We start from the raw sequence: 17,090 nt of genomic DNA on the forward strand, positions 1-17,090 counted from the left end.
TTTGTATTCCCGTTATTTTAAGATTGCGCTTTATGGCCGCGCGGCCTTGTTCCCCCGAAAATCACGCTCCGTTCGGCGGCGCCAGCGGGCGAGCAGTAATCGGCAAGATTTGCTAATGATTTAAGCATATGATTTTTTAAGTTGATTGACTTTACTTATTTGTAAAGCAAGATCAGCGAATGCCTGTCTGAAAACCCGCCACACGCAGATGAACAATCTGCATATCCAGATTGCGCAGCCCCCAAGCCGTCAGATAAATCAGGCGCAGCAGCCACGGGTAGCGTTTCCGGCAGATGCTGCTCAAACCTGTTTGCGACAGCAATTTAATCCCGCTGTGTAAGCCTTCTAAATCGGAAGCCTGAGCAACGCCCCATTTAAATTCCGGCGGCTTGGTGTTCATTTTGCTCAGCGCATCATGCTGCTTAGCGTGCCCGACCAGTTTTTTGGGCAAGATATCCAGAACCACTTCAGCACCCGGCAGCTTGCGGGAAACCATATCGAAAAAGGCTTTTACTTCATGCTCTTCGAAATACATCAACACGCCTTCCAGTAATACCGGCTTGCCATGTGTGGCCACGGAGTCTGCCCACGCTTCGTCAAACAATGAGGCGCCAATATAATGGTTGCTGCTTTCGGGCAGCAAACGGCGGCGCACTTCAATTACTTCAGGTAAATCCAAGTCATACCATGCGGCGATAGCCGGCCTACCCAAGCGCTCGAAGCGTGCGTCCAAGCCTGCGCCTAATTGAACGACCACTGCTTGCGGGTGCTCAGCGATAAAGTTGCGGGTGATATTGTCGATTAAGTATGCGCGGCCGCAACCGCCTACTTGGGAGGTTTTGGCTTTGGTAAATTTATCAAAATCATAGTCGATCAAACCCATCATCCGTAGGGCTTCGGCATCGTGCAAAATGCCGTCGGCGCGCATGGTTTCGGTTGCTTTCGCCCATAATGTAATCAACATGGTTTCGGAAAGCGCGGTTATGGAATCGGGCGAAAAACGGGTAGTCATGACTGCTCCTAAATAAGAATGATTTTAAATCATAGGCTTGTGGGGAGTGTTTGCCAAGCGTTTTAACGATAGGGAGTTTTATCGCTCAATATCAATCGGTAGGGAAATGCCGGAAGAAAGCTTTTGTTTATTTGTTATAGTTAAACCGCTTAATCTTGGTGACAGCTCCGTCATACTCGGGCTTGACCGGAGTATCTGGAGTTTCAGTAAATTTTGGGATACTCGGGTCAAGCCCGAGTATGACGTATGTACTTTTCCTTAAGTTGATTGGCTATATAAAACAATGCCTGTCTGAAAAAGTTTTCAGACAGGCATCATAAGTACGCTACGCAGGCGCTATGCCTTATCGAGCTCCAAATCGGCTTTGTACTCGATAATGCCGTGCTGCTTCTGCTCAATGGAAATATCCAATTCTTGGTTTTTGCGTTTGAATTTTAAATCGGCATCGTTCTGCTGCACGGCTCCGCGTACTTCTTTAAATCCATGGCTTTTGGCATGTCTGCGTACGGCTTGAGCCAGATTTTCTACGCTGGTGTGGCGGCTGTTGACACGGAATTTCACTTCAAACTCGCCGCTGCCGGGCAGCTCTGATCTAACGACAACGGCATCGGCAGGGCTGTAAATTTCGTGCGGAATCGGAGAGGTGGCAAATGCGCTGCTGGAAAACAGAGCGAGAATGCCGGTAAGCGCGGCGGCTTTGGTTGGGTATTTCATCAAACTATCCTTCTGAAGCCTGTTTTAAAGTGATTGATCGCTAAGCTTGTAAGCTCGTATAAGGTGTTTCAAATAGCCATATGGCATTAAAAAAGCCTGACAAAAAAGGAAGCCTGAAGGCTTCCTTGTTTTATTGCGGTTCAAATCATAGTAGAGGGCTATGTTATATGACAACAGTGTGTACATCTTTTTACCTGCTGTCCGACATATTCACTTTTCATTACGCTTTTTTGCGTCCATACTTGTGAACTTTCGGCGTACGCAGCTGCATTTAATAATGCGGCGGAATGTTTTCAGACAGGCTGTAAGACGCATCATCATCCTGCTCTTTGTCTTGCAAACGGTTGTAGAGCAGGCGTAGTTGGGCTTGCTGCAAATCCAGCGTTTGCTGCAAACGGGCGATGGTGTCACTCAGGCTTTGCAGCAAATCTTCCTGTAAAGCCTGCCGGATTTCCAGCTCGGTGACGCGGTTTTCCAAAGCGGTTTTGCTATCCATCACAACACCATCGCGGCTGCCCAGCCCGCCGCCATCAGAGGCAGGTTGTAGTGCAGGAAGGTTGGGATAACGGAATCGCGCATGTGGTCGTGCTGGCCGTCGGCATTCAGGCCCATGGTGGGGCCGAGTGTCGAATCGGAAGCGGGCGAACCTGCGTCGCCAAGCGCGCCTGCCGTGCCGATAATGGCAATGGTGGCCAAAGGCGAAAAGCCGAGGCTCAGGCACAAAGGCACATAAATGGCAGTGATAATCGGCAGGGTGGAGAAAGAAGAGCCTATGCCCATGGTAATCAGCAGGCCCACCATCAACATAGCCAAAGCTGCCATGGCTTTGTTGCCGGAGAACATGGCTGCGCTGGCGTCAACCAGCGGCTGGATTTCGCCTGTGGCTTTCATTACAGCGGCAAAACCCTGTGCGGCAATCATGATAAAGCCGATCATGGCCATCATTTTGATGCCCGCGCCGAACACATCATTGGCTTCATCGCGGCGCACCACGCCCAGCGCCATAAACACGGCAAAGCCCACCATCGCGCCCAAAAGCAGCGCATCGTCGTAAATTAATTGGATGGCGAAACACACCAAAATGGCCAAAGCCGCCACCAGGCTGCGGTAGCCCGAAGCTTTAGGCTGGCGCGCGGCGGCTTCGTTGCTTTCGATATCGACCTGCTTGTTTTCATAAACACGCGGTTTGCGATAGTGGAAAAACGCAAGAATCAGGCCGCACAGCATTCCGAGCGCCGGAATCGCCATAGCGTGCATCACATTGATGCCCTGCACGCTCAGGCCGGAGGATTCGATATTGGCCAGCAGGATTTTGTTTAAGAAAATGGCGCCGAAGCCGTAAGGCAGGAACATATAAGTGGTTACCAAGCCGAAAGTGATTACGCAGGCAACCAGGCGGCGGTCGACTTGCAGCCGGTTAAACACCAATAAAAGCGGCGGAATAATCATCGGAATAAAGGCAATGTGGATGGGCACGACGTTTTGACTGAGAATACCCATCACCAAAATGGCCAGCAGGATAAGCCATTTCACCGAGCCTGCGGCCGCAGAAATATGGTCGGGCTGCTTTCCGCCGTCGAGTTTGCGAACCACCACGCCCGCTAGCTGCTGCGGTAGGCCGGAGTGGGTTATCGCCATGGCAAACGCCCCGAGCATGGCGTAGGAAAGCGCGATTTTGGCGCCGCCCGCCAAGCCGTCTTGAAAATGGGTCATCACGCCTTTGGTGACCACTTCCCCCGCAGCGTTGCTCACATTGGCAAGCGGCAAGCCCGCCACCAGGCCGCCGACAAACGCACCCACCACCAGGCTGAGCACTACGTGCACCCGGGCGACGGATAAAGCCAGCATGATAACCACGGCAATCACTACTGCATTCATTGTTCAGTTTCTCCAATGCTTTTGATAAGGTTTTACAGTTAAAACCGCTTTAAGGCGTGTAGGCGTTTGCCGGCCTGCTTGGGAAGGAAACGTTAAATGCCTGTCTGAAAGCCGGTTTTAACAAAACCCAAATCATAACCTAACAGGATTTTACAAGCCAGTAGATTTGTTGCGAATGTCGGGAAATAATGGTTTGCAAGAAGATTAGGAGCCAAGGTCTGTCTGAAAAAAAGCAATGCGGGTTTTTGTGAGGCTGCGGTCAAACCGCTTATCCGCCATAAGACCGTTTTCAGACAGGCATTGGTTTATTTGCGGTAAACATCCATGACGGCGCCTGAAAAAGGTGTCCAAACCACGCTTTTCAAGCCGCTGTTTTTCAAATGCGTATTGGCCCAAGTGTTGCAGGTAACAAAAAGGCTGTATCTGCCCTGTGCTTCGTAAAACACATCGTAGCCGCTGTATCCTCTGCCTGCAATGGCGATGGCGCGGCCGTTTCTGTATTGGAATTGGGGCAGGATGCTGTTGATGAGTTTCCGGTATTCGGCAGGCTGAATCCGGATCGGGATGCTGTGGATGCCGACCTGCGGTTTAGGGGAAAACGTGGCGTGCACGGCGGTGCGGCTCAGGCCGGTGAGCGCTTTGAATGCGGTGGAGGCAGTTAAATCCGCCCAACGTGGTGTGTCTAGATAAAAAGCGCGGTCTCCCCAGCCAAGCGCTACATAATCGGACGGGGTGTGCGGATTACCTGTATCAGCGGGAGATATGACTGTGCGCCAGTCGAATTCTCTGCTGGTCAGCGGCATGGCAATATCAACGTGTATGCCATTGGAAAGCAGAAAAATGGTGATATCGCCTTGTTCGACGCGCTCGTTATTCACAGGAATGCGGCCGAGTATCCATGCCGAGGCAAAGTAAACGCCGGCGAGAAACAAAAGGGCAAGCAGGCTATTGAGCAGCAGCCGGAACATTTTTCGCAGCATACCGATGCCTACCGCCTGCCGCGGGCTTGCAGCGCCAGATACATCATCGCCACATTAATCGAATCGTTCATCGCATCGTGGCGCGGCAGATCGGGGATACCGAGTTTTTTAATCATCGGCGCCATGCGCATGTCGACATAGCTGTCGTAAAATTTCTTTCTGACTTCCTGCCGGTAGTAAATACTCGAAACTTCAATTTGCCGGTTGGGTAGCTGGATGCCGAGCATGGGTTTGAGGAATTTATTCACCATCGCCACATCGTATTCCAGAAAATAACCCACCACCGGCCTGCCGCCGATAAAATTCAGAAACAGGCGCAATGCTTCCTCTACCGGTAAGCCGTTGCTCAAATCTTTGGGACGCAGGCCGTGGATGGTAACGTTGGATGCCTCCATGATGCCTTCAGGCTTAACCAGCACATAAAACGCATCGCTGGTAAGTATCTTATTGCCGCGGATTTTTACCGCGCCGATGGAAATAATTTCCGCTTCTTTCACATCCAGGCTGGTGGTTTCGCAATCGAAACTCACCAGCTCGTCGGGGTGCCCGTCGAACAAAAAATCAAAGCTCGGATCAGTCAGTTTGCGGCGGTTGCGGTTGCGTTTGAATGTATCGAAAATACCCATCGCCGCGCTCCTAAGTGTTTAAATGGAAATGGTGGCGGACCACGCTTTTGAAGCGCTTAACCACTTGCAGCGCCTCTTTGAGCAAATCGCGCTCGAGCGTGGTAAGGCTTTGCAAATCCACTTGGTTTGGCTCGGTAACATGGCCATTGTGCATGCCCAAAAGGCCGGATTTGAGGCGCATTTCCATCAGATAGCGCAGCGCTTCGGCCACATCTTTGGCCAAATGCTCGTCGATAACGTTCATCTGCGCCAGTTTTTGCAGGCGGTCGAACGTGCCGGTATCTTCGATACGCGCTTCCAGAGCCAGCGCCCGCACACCGTGTACCACGGGAAACAGCCCCATTTTTTTGATGTCCATTTTTTCCTGGCGGTCGCGCCGCAAAAGCTGTGAGAAAAAGCCTTGTTCGTGGCTGTCGAACTGTTCTACCGCGCGGGCAAACGTCATTAACATGCCCACATCGTTGCCCAAATATTTGCGCAAATGCGCGTTCACTTCCGCCAGCAGCGAAGCGTCGCCCGCCACCGCTTTGGCATCGATAAAAATCGCCAGATTCATCATGGAAGCAGGGCTTGGCGAGCGCACCCAGCCGGCAACCATGCTTTTGAATTCATTGACAGGCTTGCGCCATTCAGGATTGTTAACCATGATTTTGCCTTTGCAAGGCGGATAGCCCAGCCGGGAAAGCGTGTCTGAAAATTGTTCGGCTGCTGCTGCGGCTTCAGCTTGGTCAAACCCCTCACGCAGAATCAGCGCATTATCCTGATCGGTTTTCAACACTTGTTCGCCGCGCCCCTCAGAACCCATCACTATCAGACAGGAGTTTTCATATAGTTCGGGCGAAGCAATCAGCCGCCAGGCTTTCTCAAACAGGCTGGAGTTTAATACCTGCATCAGTTGCGCCAGTTGCGGCGCACGCACGCCGTTTTTACGCAGCGCGCGGATAGATTCGGTCATTTGTTGCGCGATGCCCACCAAATCGTCGATGCTGTCGGCACGTTCCAAACGTTGTGCTACCAAATGGCTGTGGTTGGATACATAAGCCAATACGTCTATCTGCTCCAGTGAGCCGATAACCTCGCCGTGTTCGGTAACCACCACCCGTTGGATATAAAACTCCATCATGCGCAGCAGGGCGTTGAACACGAAGTCGTCGATGTCCACGCTGATTAGATCAAACGTTGTCAATTTATGTACGGCTTCGCTTGAAGGGATGCCGTCAATCAAAATATTGCGGAACATCGACTCTGTAAACAGCCCCACGCGGCCTTCATGGCGGATCAGCAGCGATTTGGTTTTGCCTTCTTTCATGGCGACGGCTGCCTCTAAAATGCTGGCATTGCCGTCCAGCCAAACGCTGTTTTGGCGGTAGGCATCGCGTACGCGGGCGGTAAACAGGCTGGCAAACTCTTCCTCGCTCTTGTTGCCCGACAAGCTGGCCAGCTTTTCCGCTACCGAGGCGTAAAAATAAGCACCGAATTGTGCATTCGATTCCACCAGCTCGGTTACCACTTTTTTCGGAATCAGATAAACCAAAGCTTCTTCCGCCACCACAAAGCGGTTTTGGCTCGCGCCTTCCACCAATGCGCGGGCTTCAAACGTGTCGTGCGCGTGATACAGCGCCACCACTTCTCCGTCTTTATTGATTTCTTTGATTAAGCCTTTGATCACCACATATAGATGCTCAATCGGCTGCTGCGGCTCGATAATGCAGGTGTCTTCATCGAAAAACGCAATGTCCACCGCTTCCTGCAAAATGCGGCGCTGCTGGCTGTTCAGGCTGTCGTAGGGGGCATAGCCGAAGTCGAAACGCTCCATAGGTTTTCTCCTTGTTTCCTTTTATATTCAGGCTTTTTGTTATGATTTTTGGATTATTATGCCATGTTTTCAGCATAAATAAATGCCTGTCTGAAACCGGTTTCAGACAGGCATGGATGTATATGGCAAATAAACTTAACTTGTGCGCCGTTATTGCTGCCCTGTATCAAAAAGAAGTTTATTTGTTATAGGAACACGCTTCAAGAAATACGGAAATGAATAAAGCCTGCTGATGTTCAGCAGGCTTCGATTTTGTTTCACTGGTGGAGGTAAGCGGGATCGAACCGCTGACCTCTTGCATGCCATGCAAGCGCTCTACCAACTGAGCTATACCCCCGGAATTTGGTGGCGAATCAGGGACTCGAACCCCGGACACAAGGATTATGATTCCTCTGCTCTAACCGACTGAGCTAATTCGCCTTGTTTGAGAGGGCGTAATTTAATGGTTTGCTCCGATTTTGTCAAACAGTATTTTGGTGTGTTTTTATTATTATTTGATTTTATTGAAAATAATACCTGTCTGAACGTGCGCCGGCGGTTTTCAGACAGGCATGTTTGACGGTTGGACAGTTTACAGCTTGTGGCAGATATCGCCGAAGGCAAAGCCCTGCCAATCTACGTCGATTTCCCGCCCGAATGCGATAACTTTGAATAATTCGCCCATTTCGTGCTGGGCGGTCAGTTTGTGCAGGTTGGCGGCTTCGCGGATGTAGTCGGGCGAGGCGGTTGCCTGCGGCGGGAAAGTTTCCGCCAGCAATTCGGTGATGCCTAAGTTCAGTAAAAACGCGGCCTGCGTGGTGTAGCCGATGAGGTCGAGGCCGGCGTCGGTGCCGGCTTGGGCGATGTCGGTAAAGTTGACGTGGGCGGTCAGGTCGGTGAGGCCGATGTTGAAAAAAGGATCGTGAATGCTGTGGTGGCGGTAGTGGCCGATGAGCGTGCCTTCGCTGCGCTGAGGGTGGTAATACTGGGCGGCGTCGAAACCGTAATCAATCAGGATGACGGCGCCGCGCGCCAAGCGTTCGCCCAAGGTGTGCACAAATGCGTATTGCTCCGGATGCAGCTCGCTGGTGTAGCCTTGCTGCGGCGGAATGTATTGTGCGGCAGCGGCTTGCAGCCCGGGTTGTTCGAGCGCTTGGGGCGTGAGGGTGAAATGCCTGTCTGAAAGGCTGACGCCGAGGCGCTGGTAATGTGGGCTGCTGTATTGAATGAGTTCGCACGGCATGGCGTCCAGCACCTCGTTGCCGATGATGATGCCGTTGAATTGTTCGGGTAAGGCGCTGAGGTGGGTAACTTTACCGGCATGTTCGGGCGCGGTTGCGGCGATGTGCTGTTTTTGGCGCTCCGCAAGCTCGGGCGAAAGTTCGATGATGTAGTAGTGCGATAAGGTGTCGGCGCAGCTTTGCAGCAATACGGCGGCCAAGTCGCCAGTGCCTGCACCGAATTCGTAGAGGTTGCCTTCGGTTTGGGGTAAAAGGGCGTTGAGCTGTCGGGCGAGTGTCTGCCCGAATAGCGGGGTGAGGGTGGGTGCAGTGATGAAGTCGCCTGCTGCGCCGATTTTGTGAGCACCGCCGGTGTAGTAGCCGTATCGGGGGGAGTAAAGCGCCAGCTGCATGAAGCGGGAAAACGGAATCCAGCCGTTTTGGGCTTGGATTTCTTCGCGGATGATGGTTTGCAATTGCTCGCTGGCGGCAGCCGCCTCTGCGGATGGTGGCGGAAGTGTTGTTTTCATAGTGTTATATTTTGTAAAAATAAGAGTGTTTGTTCTTATTATAACGTGTGAAGCTGTTTGCTGTGTATGCCCCGCTGATTAGCCTTTTCAGACAGGCATTTTGCCTATGTGTAAGTGTTTGTTGGGTTTTTCATGCGGGGTTGGCGTGTAAGGATAGAGTGTGTGTCAGTAATGAAAGGTAAGTGCTTGTCTGAGCGGTTGTTTTTTTGGATTGTATGCGTTTGACCAATAAGAAGTTTTTTTTTATAGTGTCACAAAGTGGGGTAAAGTGTATTAAAGTGCACCAAAATCCCAAAAGAATATTATTCCGGCCTTAGGAGAAAGCATTTTGTTTGGCGGCGTTCATGAATTAAGCATAGACAGCAAAGGGCGGTTGGCGATTCCTGCCAAGTTCCGCGAGCTTTTGCTGCGCCGCTATACGCCTTCTGTGGTGGTTACGTTGGATTCGCGCAGCCGCATGCTGATTTATCCCGAAAGTGTTTGGGAGGGCGTGGCAGCGCAGCTTTTGGCTTTGCCTGTGGCCGGGAAACCTGTGTTGCAGCGTTATCAAAACCTGCTTTTGCACAATGCCGATACTTTGGAGTTGGATGGAGCCGGCCGCATCCTGCTGCCTGCCAATTTGAGAAAACGCGTTGATTTCGATAAAGAAGTCACTCTGGTTGGTCGCGCCAACCGCTTGGAGCTTTGGGGGCGTGAGCATTGGGAAGCTGAAATGGAGCAGGCCTTGGATGCTGATCCTGAAGATCTGGAAATGGAATTGGCGCAAACGGATTTGCAGCTATGACGGAGCAGGCGGCATTTCAGCATGTAACCGTTTTGCTGAACGAGGCGGTGGATGCTTTGGCAGTTCGTGAAAACGGCATTTATGTAGACGGCACTTTCGGTAGGGGAGGGCATTCCCGCCTGATTTTGTCGAAGCTGGGTGAGGCGGGCCGTTTGGTGGTGTTTGATAAAGACCCGCAGGCAATTGCTGTGGCGCAGGCGCTGGCGGAGCAGGATAAGCGCGTGAGCGTGGTGCATAACGGTTTTGCCACGTTTCAGACAGCCTTGAATGAACTGGGTATAAATAAAATTGACGGTGCTTTGTTTGATTTGGGCATTTCTTCCCCGCAGATTGACGACGGCGCGCGCGGTTTCAGCTTCCGTTATGATGCGCCACTGGATATGCGGATGGATACGACGCGGGGTATGTCGGCCGCCGAATGGATTGCGGTGGCCCAAGAGCAAGAATTACATGAGGTGATTAAGAATTATGGTGAAGAGCGGTTTAGTCGCCAGATTGCGCGCGCCATTGTTTTGCAACGCGAGGAAAGCCCTATTGATACAACCGGCAAGCTGGCGAAACTCGTGGCACAAGCCGTCCGTACTCGTGAGCGCGGCCAAGATCCGGCGACCCGGACGTTCCAAGCCGTTCGGATTTTCATCAACCGTGAGCTTGAAGAGGTAAAGGCGGTGCTGCCGCAAGTGGTGGCAAGATTAAATGAAGGCGGCAGGCTGGCTGTGATTGCGTTTCACTCGTTGGAAGACCGTATCGTGAAGCAGTTTATCAAGCAGTATTCCACTCATGCTCCGCTGCCTAAGTGGGCAGCGATAAGGGAAGCAGATTTGCCGCAGCCTCCTTTGAAGGCAATCGGTAAGGCTGTTAAGCCTTCGGATGAAGAAATCAGAATGAATCCCCGCGCGCGCTCTGCGGTGTTGCGTGTGGCGGAGCGCACAAGCGGCGTGTTTGAACAAGATGCATAAAATCAGGGCAGGGTACTATGCCTGTCTGAAAAAGTTGATATGAATAAGTTGAATATTTTGCTGCTGGCATTGGCCTTGGTATCCGGTGTGTCAGTGGTAACCGTGCAAAACCAGTCGCGCCAGTATTTTATCGCACTGGATAAAGCGCAGAAGCAAAAAACGGTGCTGGAGCAGGAATATGCCCGTTTGAAATTCGAGCAGGCCAAGTTGGCGAACCACCAGCTGATTAAGGTGGCGGCAAAAGAACAAAACCTCCGTCCGCCCGCTCAAGAGGATACACAAATCGTGGAAGTAAAATAATTTTAGAGAATAGTTGCATGTTAATCAAAAACGAATATAAACCCAAAATGCTGGCCAAACAGCCTAAGGTACCGAAAGGAATCGGCACCAACGGTCGTATCCTGTTTGTGCTTGGCGGTTTGGCAGTGGCTTTCGTGGCCTTAATCGGTCGGGGCGTTTATCTGCAAACCAGCGAACATGCTTTTCTGAAAGATCAGGGGGATCGCCGTTTTGTGCGCACCGTTGCGCTTACGGCTTCACGGGGCATGATTTCCGATAGAAACGGCGCCACGCTTGCTCTAAGCGCACCTACGGAATCGCTGTATGCCATTCCTTCGGCAATGGATGAGATGCCGACTAATGCGCAAATCATCAAACTGGCGAAATTGCTAGGTATGCCTGAGAGCGAAGTTGAGGACAAGCTGTCGAAAAAAGATAAAGACTTCATATATATCAAGCGCCAGTTGCCGCATGAAGTGGCAAAGCAGATAGAAGATTTGGGGATTAAGGGTTTGGCATTCCAAAAAGAAGCCAAGCGTCAATACCCTATGGGTAATCTCTTTGCGCATGTAATTGGTTTTACCAATATCGACGGCAAAGGCCAGGAAGGCTTGGAACTTTCGCGCGAAGAAGAATTGCGCGGCGTTAACGGCGCCAAAGTGGTTTTGCGCGATAATAAAGGCAATATTGTCGATAGCTTGGATTCACCACGCAACAGCGACCCGAAAAACGGCAATGACTTGGTTTTGTCGCTTGACCAGCGGATCCAAACGCTTGCCTATGACGAGTTGAATAAAGCCATCGACCATCACAAAGCCAAAGCAGGCAGCGCTGTTGTGTTGGACGCGAAAACCGGTGAAATTCTCGCTTTGGTCAACAGCCCTGCTTATGATCCGAACCGCCCCGGCCAAGCCAGCAGCGAGCAGCGCCGCAACCGCGCGGTAACCGATATGATCGAGCCCGGTTCAACCATGAAGCCTTTCCCGATTGCAAAAGCCATCGATTCCGGCAAAGTAAACGAAGCATCTTGGTTTAACACGCATCCTTATTCAATCGGCGGTAATGTGGTGCGCGATACCCATGTGTATGCAGCCTTGAATTTGCGCGGCATTATGCAGAAGTCTTCTAATGTGGGCACCAGCAAACTTTCTGCGATGTTCAGCCCGCAGGAAATGTATGAGTTTTACAGCAGCGTAGGCATTGGTAAGCGCATGCATTCGGGTTTTCCGGGAGAAACCGCCGGTATTTTGCATAACTGGAAACGCTGGCAGCCGTTTAGTCAGGCAACGATGTCGTTCGGTTACGGCTTGCAAACCAGTCTTTTGCAGCTTGCCCGTTCTTACACTGTGTTTACCACTGATGGCCGTTTGTTGCCTATCAGCTTTGAGAAGCAGTTGATGGCGCCGAAAGGCGAGCAGGTGATTAAACCCGAAACCGCAGCGTTGATGCGTAAAATCATGGTTTCCGTAACGGAGCCGGGCGGCACGGGCACTGCCGGTTCGGTAGAAGGCTTTAATGTGGCAGCGAAAACCGGTACGGCGCGCAAATTGGTTAACGGCCGCTATGCCAATGACAAACATATGGCAACGTTTGTCGGTTTCGCACCGGCAGAAAATCCGCGCGTGATTGTGGCTGTGAATGTGGATGAACCCACCAAAAACGGCTATTACGGCGGCACGGTAGCCGGCCCGGTATTTAAGAGTGTGATGTCGGGCAGCTTGAACATTTTGGGCGTGGCGCCTACCAAGCAGTTGACCAACACAACCACAATCCACGTTGCTGAAAAAACCAACCAAACCTTATGAATTTAAGAGAAATTTTAATATGTTCAGCGACTTAGTTCCTTTAGCTGAAACCGACTTACCGCCCTTGCTGTGTGAAAACGCAGCAGGGCGTTTGTTGCATTCAGACAGCCGTAAAATCAAACAAGGCGACATTTTCATTGCCTGTCAGGGCGAATACACCGACGGGCGCGAGTATATCCCCGCTGCCGTTGCCAACGGCGCGGCTTTTGTTTTTTGGGATGACGACGGCAAATTCGCGTGGAATCCCGAATGGAACGTGCCCAATCAAGGCATTAAAAACCTGAAAACCCGCGCCGGAATCGTCGCCGCCCAAGTGTACGGCAATCTTTCAGACGGCCTCAAAGTGTGGGGCGTAACCGGTACCAACGGCAAAACCTCCGTTACTCAATGGCTGGCGCAGGTGGCTGATTTGCTAAATGAAAAATGCGCCATCATCGGCACCGTCGGCAACGGTTTCTGGGGCGAATTGCAGGAAGCCACCCACACCACGCCCGATCCCGTTTCCGTGCAAACCCTGCTGCACCGGTTCAAACAGCAAGGCGCAAAAGCCGTAGCGATGGAAGTGTCCAGCCACGGCCTCGACCAATTCCGCGTGAACGGCGTGCCTTTTCAGACGGCCGTGTTCACCAACCTCACCCGCGACCATCTCGACTACCACGGCAGCATGGAATCCTACGGCGAAATCAAATCCCGCCTGTTTTACTGGCAAGGTTTGCAACACGCCGTGATTAATGTGGACGACCCGTTCGGCGCAGCGCTGGCAGGCCGTCTGAAAACAGAACGCCCCAAATTAAACGTGTACGGCTACGGCTTTGCAGAACAAGCCGACATCCGCATCACCCGATTCACCGCCTCTTCAGACGGCATGACCGTGCAGCTCGACACCCCGTGGGGCAGCGGCGAAGTCAAAACCCGCTTGCTCGGCCGCTTCAACGCCCAAAACCTCGCTTCGTGCGTCGGCGTATTGTGGTCGGCGGGCTACCCGTTGGACGAAGTATTGCGCGTGCTTGCCCAAATCCGCCCCGCCACCGGGCGTATGGACTGCATCATGAACCCCGGCAAACCGCTTGTCGTCGTCGATTACGCCCACACCCCCGATGCCCTCGAAAAAGCACTTGCCACCTTGCAGGAAATCAAACCGCAAGGCGCAAACCTGTGGTGCGTGTTCGGCTGCGGCGGCAACCGCGACAAAGGCAAACGCCCGCTGATGGGCGCGGCTGCCGTAGCCGGCGCGGATAAAGTCGTCGTGACCAGCGACAACCCGCGCATGGAAGAGCCTGCCGACATCATCAACGACATCCTCCCCGCCGTACCCTACCCCGAACACGTCGAAACAGACCGCCGCTCGGCCATCGAATACGCGGTTAAACACGCCGCCGCCAACGACATCATCCTGATTGCCGGCAAAGGCCACGAAACCTATCAGGACGTGCAGGGTCAGAAGCACTATTTTTCCGATTTCGACGAAGCGCAGAAAGCTTTGGCGGGAAGGTAGTTTTGGCGAAGCTCACAAAGTTCGCTTTCAGACGGCCTTAGTATGGGCATATTTCAAATGCCTGTCTGAAAAGGCTGTCTGAACAATAAAAATATTTAAAACTCACTAAACAAAACGGAAAGGAAAACGTATGGGTATTTATCGTTGCAACAAATGTGGATATTTGGCAGAACATGCTTGGCAGCCGAATATGGCGGAAGTAGGTTGTCCTAAATGTCATGCACCCAATAAGGTTTACGACACTTTGTTTTTTGTTCAAAAACTTTTAGAGCGTTATTTTGCGGTAAATCGGGAGTTGCAGGCTTTAAAAATCCAAGAGCAGGAATCCACAGAAGAGCATAATCAGCAACAAGCACAGCAAGCGGAACATGAGCAAAGTAATTTATTGATAGGTGTAAACCTTGCCGCCACCGATGTATTAGCTACGGCAGAACAGCATGAGCCGCTGAAACAATGGTTTTTTAAGCAAAATATTATGCCTACGTTTGATTATTCCGCAGTGGATATGAGCGGTTATTTCGATGAGGCTGCAGCAGAAATCGGCGATAAATACCACATTACCAAAGACATTTTAGGGCGTATTGGATGGGCATACCGCAACAGCCATACCGGCATCAACATTGATGTCGGCAAAATGGCGCAAAAAGATGCGCAATTAATCAATAATCTGTGCCGTCAGTTTTACAGCCACACATTGTTTGCGAAATATTTTTATCAAAAACAGGAAAAAGTTATCCGGTTGAATTTACAAAAAGCTGCGGCCATCAAACATTTCTTTAGCGGTGGTTGGCTGGAGTGGTACGTTTTGGGAAAAATGCTAACCGAGGCCAAGCAGCGGGGCAAAGCCTATGCTTTTTCTTGTGCTCGCAATGTAAAAATCAAGTTTGGCAATGAAGATATTTATGAGTTGGATGTGGTGTTTATGCCGCTTGGGCAGCCGCCGTTGATTATTGAATGCAAGTCGGGCGAGTTCCGCAAAGACATTGAAAAATACGTACGTTTGAAAAAAAGGCTGAACCTGCCTGCCGAGCGGTTTATCGTATTGGCAACGGATTTGGAAGCTACCCAAGCCGCTGCCTTAAGCAGTATGTATGAATTAACGTTTGCTACGCCGAAAACGTTAATGAAACATATACGGGACACTATGTAGTAAGACAGGCAACTTTTTCAGACGGCCTCTTCCTAACTCAAAGGCCGTCTGAATAAAAGAAAGGATGTTAACCAAATGATGTCGAAGTACAGTGGCCGGATATTGTGCGTTATCGGCTTAGTCTTTATATGGGGCTGCCAAACCAAACACGCCCCGCGGCCAACCCAAGAATTAGCCGCACTCAGAGCCATGCCCGCACCTACCGAGCAAAGCCTGATCAACCCCGTTAAAGGCCACTCTTTCGACGACAGTTGGCATGCACCGCGCAGCGGCGGCCGCAAACACGAAGGCGTGGATATTTTCGCCAAAACAGGCACGCCGGTACGCAGCACCACCGCAGGCATTGTTACCAAACTCGGCAAAAACCGCTTGGGCGGCAAAGTGATCGGCATACAAGGCCCGGGCGCGTGGCATTATTACGCCCACCTAGACAAATTCGCCGGCCGCAAACTCTACCGCCGCGTGAAAGCGGGCGAAGTGATCGGCTATGTCGGTAAAACCGGCAATGCTAAAAATACCCGCCCCCATCTGCATTACGGTGTTTACCTGCCGGGCGGAGCGGTGAATCCTTATCCGTTGATTGATCAGAGTAGATAGGCCGTCTGAAAAATATATAAAATAAATAATGTTACTAAATAATAAAAGGGGAATTATGAATCACTTACTGATTGATTTTGAAAACATTCGACCGGAAAATTTAAACAAGCTGAATGAAGAAAATACCCATATTTGGCTTTTTCTTGGAGTGAACCAACAGAAAAACATTGCTTTGGAACTTTGCGAATCTTTGTGCCGTTTTGGTAAAAATGTTCATTTTGTGCGTGTAGCAAAAGCAGGTAAAAATGCTTTGGATTTTTACCTGAGTTTTTATCTCGGCAAAATTACCGAGCAAGATCCTCAGGCACTTATCGGTATTCTTTCCAAAGATGGTGGCTATGATGTCCTGATAGAACATATACAGGATAACGGATTGGCAAACGGGATAGTGCGGCTGGTCAGTCTGGATGATATTCAGCTTCTGCCGAATACATCTAAGCCTTCTGAAATTGTGATTCCTAAAATTGCTGCCGGGTCAGCGGAAAGCGCGTCAGAAAATCAAATTCAATCGGGCGGTTATTCGACGAAAGATTTATTCTTGGTCATGCAGGCGTTGAGGGAACCGCAAGCGTTTCTGCCGCGCAGTTACGGTAATTTGGTCAGCAGGATTCAAAATATTATCTTGGCAGATCAATGGACAAATTACACAGATGAATTGCGTCAAACACAAGCTGAGAATCTGGTAGCCGCATTATTGAAAAAAGGCTTGATAGAGAAACAACCTGATGGTTTGCTGACCTATCATCTTGATGCTGAATTTATTTTGAAAAAAATTGAAGAAAGAGCCTTATCGAGCAAGGCTAAAACATTGGAAAAACTATACAACGTTATACGAAGCAGTTTGGCCGGTTTCGGTATTGAGGCAGATAGTCATTCTATGCAGCAGTTTGCCAGCAGCCTTGAAAAACGGCAGTTGATTAGAATAAAACAAAGCAAAATCATTTATGCACCGTTTATGCCGTCTGAAAAAATAGAAGTGTTGCCTCAAACGGAGTCGAAGATGACAGCGTATCAGCCTAATACATCTGTTTGGCAGAAAATACTGGCTTTACTGAGTAAAAAGAATCGCCCGACTAAATTAAGCGGTTTGCGTAATATTCTCAAATCGCAAGAAAAATCATTAGGTTTAAAAGACGGTGAAATAGAATTGCTGCTTACCCGTTTGCAAACTAAAAAGCATATCAAAGTGGAAAATGGAAAACTTCAATATAAAAGCTGAATTACTCTATTTTTCCGATATTTCAGGCCGTCTGAAAATACAAATTA

General features: G+C 50.6%; 16 protein-coding genes and 2 tRNA genes. 8 read left to right on the forward strand and 10 right to left on the reverse strand.

The features are described from left to right. Positions 1-172: 172 nt before the first annotated feature. The 10 genes from HMPREF9370_RS01250 to HMPREF9370_RS01295 form a co-directional block, all read right to left on the reverse strand. Complete coding sequence (locus tag HMPREF9370_RS01250; protein WP_009115437.1) at positions 173-1,012, reverse strand: class I SAM-dependent methyltransferase; 840 nt, start codon at positions 1,010-1,012, stop codon at positions 173-175. Positions 1,013-1,348: 336 nt separating this feature from the next. Then, positions 1,349-1,726: a hypothetical protein gene (locus tag HMPREF9370_RS01255; protein ID WP_009115438.1), complete on the reverse strand. Its 378-nt coding sequence runs from the start codon at positions 1,724-1,726 to the stop codon at positions 1,349-1,351. A gap of 271 nt (positions 1,727-1,997) precedes the next feature. Then, the gene (locus tag HMPREF9370_RS01260; protein ID WP_009115439.1) at positions 1,998-2,222 is read right to left on the reverse strand and encodes a SlyX family protein; all 225 of its coding nucleotides are present in this window, start codon (positions 2,220-2,222) and stop codon (positions 1,998-2,000) included. Then, positions 2,222-3,604, reverse strand: coding sequence for a Na+/H+ antiporter family protein (locus HMPREF9370_RS01265; RefSeq protein WP_009115440.1), 1,383 nt, complete (start codon positions 3,602-3,604; stop codon positions 2,222-2,224). The genes HMPREF9370_RS01260 and HMPREF9370_RS01265 overlap by 1 nt, the downstream gene beginning before the upstream one ends. Before the next feature lie 305 nt (positions 3,605-3,909). Continuing rightward, on the reverse strand, positions 3,910-4,584 hold the full coding sequence (locus tag HMPREF9370_RS01270) for a TIGR02117 family protein (protein WP_009115442.1): 675 nt from the start codon (positions 4,582-4,584) through the stop codon (positions 3,910-3,912). Positions 4,585-4,592: 8 nt separating this feature from the next. Then, entirely contained in the window at positions 4,593-5,210 is a 618-nt protein-coding gene (locus tag HMPREF9370_RS01275; protein WP_009115443.1) for a 3'-5' exonuclease, read from the reverse strand. Positions 5,211-5,220: 10 nt separating this feature from the next. Beyond that, on the reverse strand, positions 5,221-7,026 hold the full coding sequence (locus tag HMPREF9370_RS01280; protein WP_009115444.1) for a DUF294 nucleotidyltransferase-like domain-containing protein: 1,806 nt from the start codon (positions 7,024-7,026) through the stop codon (positions 5,221-5,223). Between the two features lie 261 nt (positions 7,027-7,287). Continuing rightward, positions 7,288-7,363: transfer RNA gene (locus tag HMPREF9370_RS01285), tRNA-Ala, on the reverse strand. Between the two features lie 6 nt (positions 7,364-7,369). Continuing rightward, a tRNA-Met gene (locus HMPREF9370_RS01290) sits at positions 7,370-7,446 on the reverse strand. Positions 7,447-7,597: 151 nt separating this feature from the next. After that, positions 7,598-8,755, reverse strand: coding sequence for a class I SAM-dependent methyltransferase (locus HMPREF9370_RS01295; protein WP_009115446.1), 1,158 nt, complete (start codon positions 8,753-8,755; stop codon positions 7,598-7,600). Between the two features lie 328 nt (positions 8,756-9,083). Here HMPREF9370_RS01295 and mraZ point away from each other — a divergent pair, with 328 nt between their 5' ends. From mraZ to HMPREF9370_RS01335, 8 genes are all read left to right on the forward strand, one after another. After that, positions 9,084-9,539, forward strand: coding sequence for a division/cell wall cluster transcriptional repressor MraZ (mraZ, locus tag HMPREF9370_RS01300; protein WP_009115447.1), 456 nt, complete (start codon positions 9,084-9,086; stop codon positions 9,537-9,539). Then, a complete protein-coding gene (gene rsmH, locus HMPREF9370_RS01305) occupies positions 9,536-10,498 on the forward strand; it encodes a 16S rRNA (cytosine(1402)-N(4))-methyltransferase RsmH (RefSeq protein ID WP_009115448.1) in 963 nt (320 codons plus the stop codon). The genes mraZ and rsmH overlap by 4 nt, the downstream gene beginning before the upstream one ends. Before the next feature lie 39 nt (positions 10,499-10,537). Continuing rightward, positions 10,538-10,798, forward strand: coding sequence for a cell division protein FtsL (ftsL, locus tag HMPREF9370_RS01310; protein ID WP_009115449.1), 261 nt, complete (start codon positions 10,538-10,540; stop codon positions 10,796-10,798). Positions 10,799-10,815: 17 nt separating this feature from the next. Next, positions 10,816-12,582, forward strand: coding sequence for a peptidoglycan D,D-transpeptidase PBP2 (gene penA, locus HMPREF9370_RS01315; RefSeq protein ID WP_009115450.1), 1,767 nt, complete (start codon positions 10,816-10,818; stop codon positions 12,580-12,582). 19 nt (positions 12,583-12,601) lie between these two features. Further along, positions 12,602-14,077: a UDP-N-acetylmuramoyl-L-alanyl-D-glutamate--2,6-diaminopimelate ligase gene (locus HMPREF9370_RS01320; protein WP_009115451.1), complete on the forward strand. Its 1,476-nt coding sequence runs from the start codon at positions 12,602-12,604 to the stop codon at positions 14,075-14,077. Positions 14,078-14,207: 130 nt separating this feature from the next. Next, complete coding sequence (locus HMPREF9370_RS01325; protein WP_040666756.1) at positions 14,208-15,227, forward strand: hypothetical protein; 1,020 nt, start codon at positions 14,208-14,210, stop codon at positions 15,225-15,227. Between the two features lie 75 nt (positions 15,228-15,302). Continuing rightward, positions 15,303-15,824 carry a M23 family metallopeptidase gene (locus HMPREF9370_RS01330; RefSeq protein ID WP_009115453.1) on the forward strand — a complete coding sequence of 174 codons (522 nt, stop codon included), beginning with the start codon at positions 15,303-15,305 and terminating at the stop codon, positions 15,822-15,824. Between the two features lie 55 nt (positions 15,825-15,879). Next, entirely contained in the window at positions 15,880-17,043 is a 1,164-nt protein-coding gene (locus HMPREF9370_RS01335) for a PIN domain-containing protein (RefSeq protein ID WP_050795366.1), read from the forward strand. Positions 17,044-17,090 lie beyond the last annotated feature (47 nt).

Origin of the sequence: Neisseria wadsworthii 9715 (assembly GCF_000227765.1) — a bacterium.
Taxonomy (GTDB): domain Bacteria; phylum Pseudomonadota; class Gammaproteobacteria; order Burkholderiales; family Neisseriaceae; genus Neisseria; species Neisseria wadsworthii.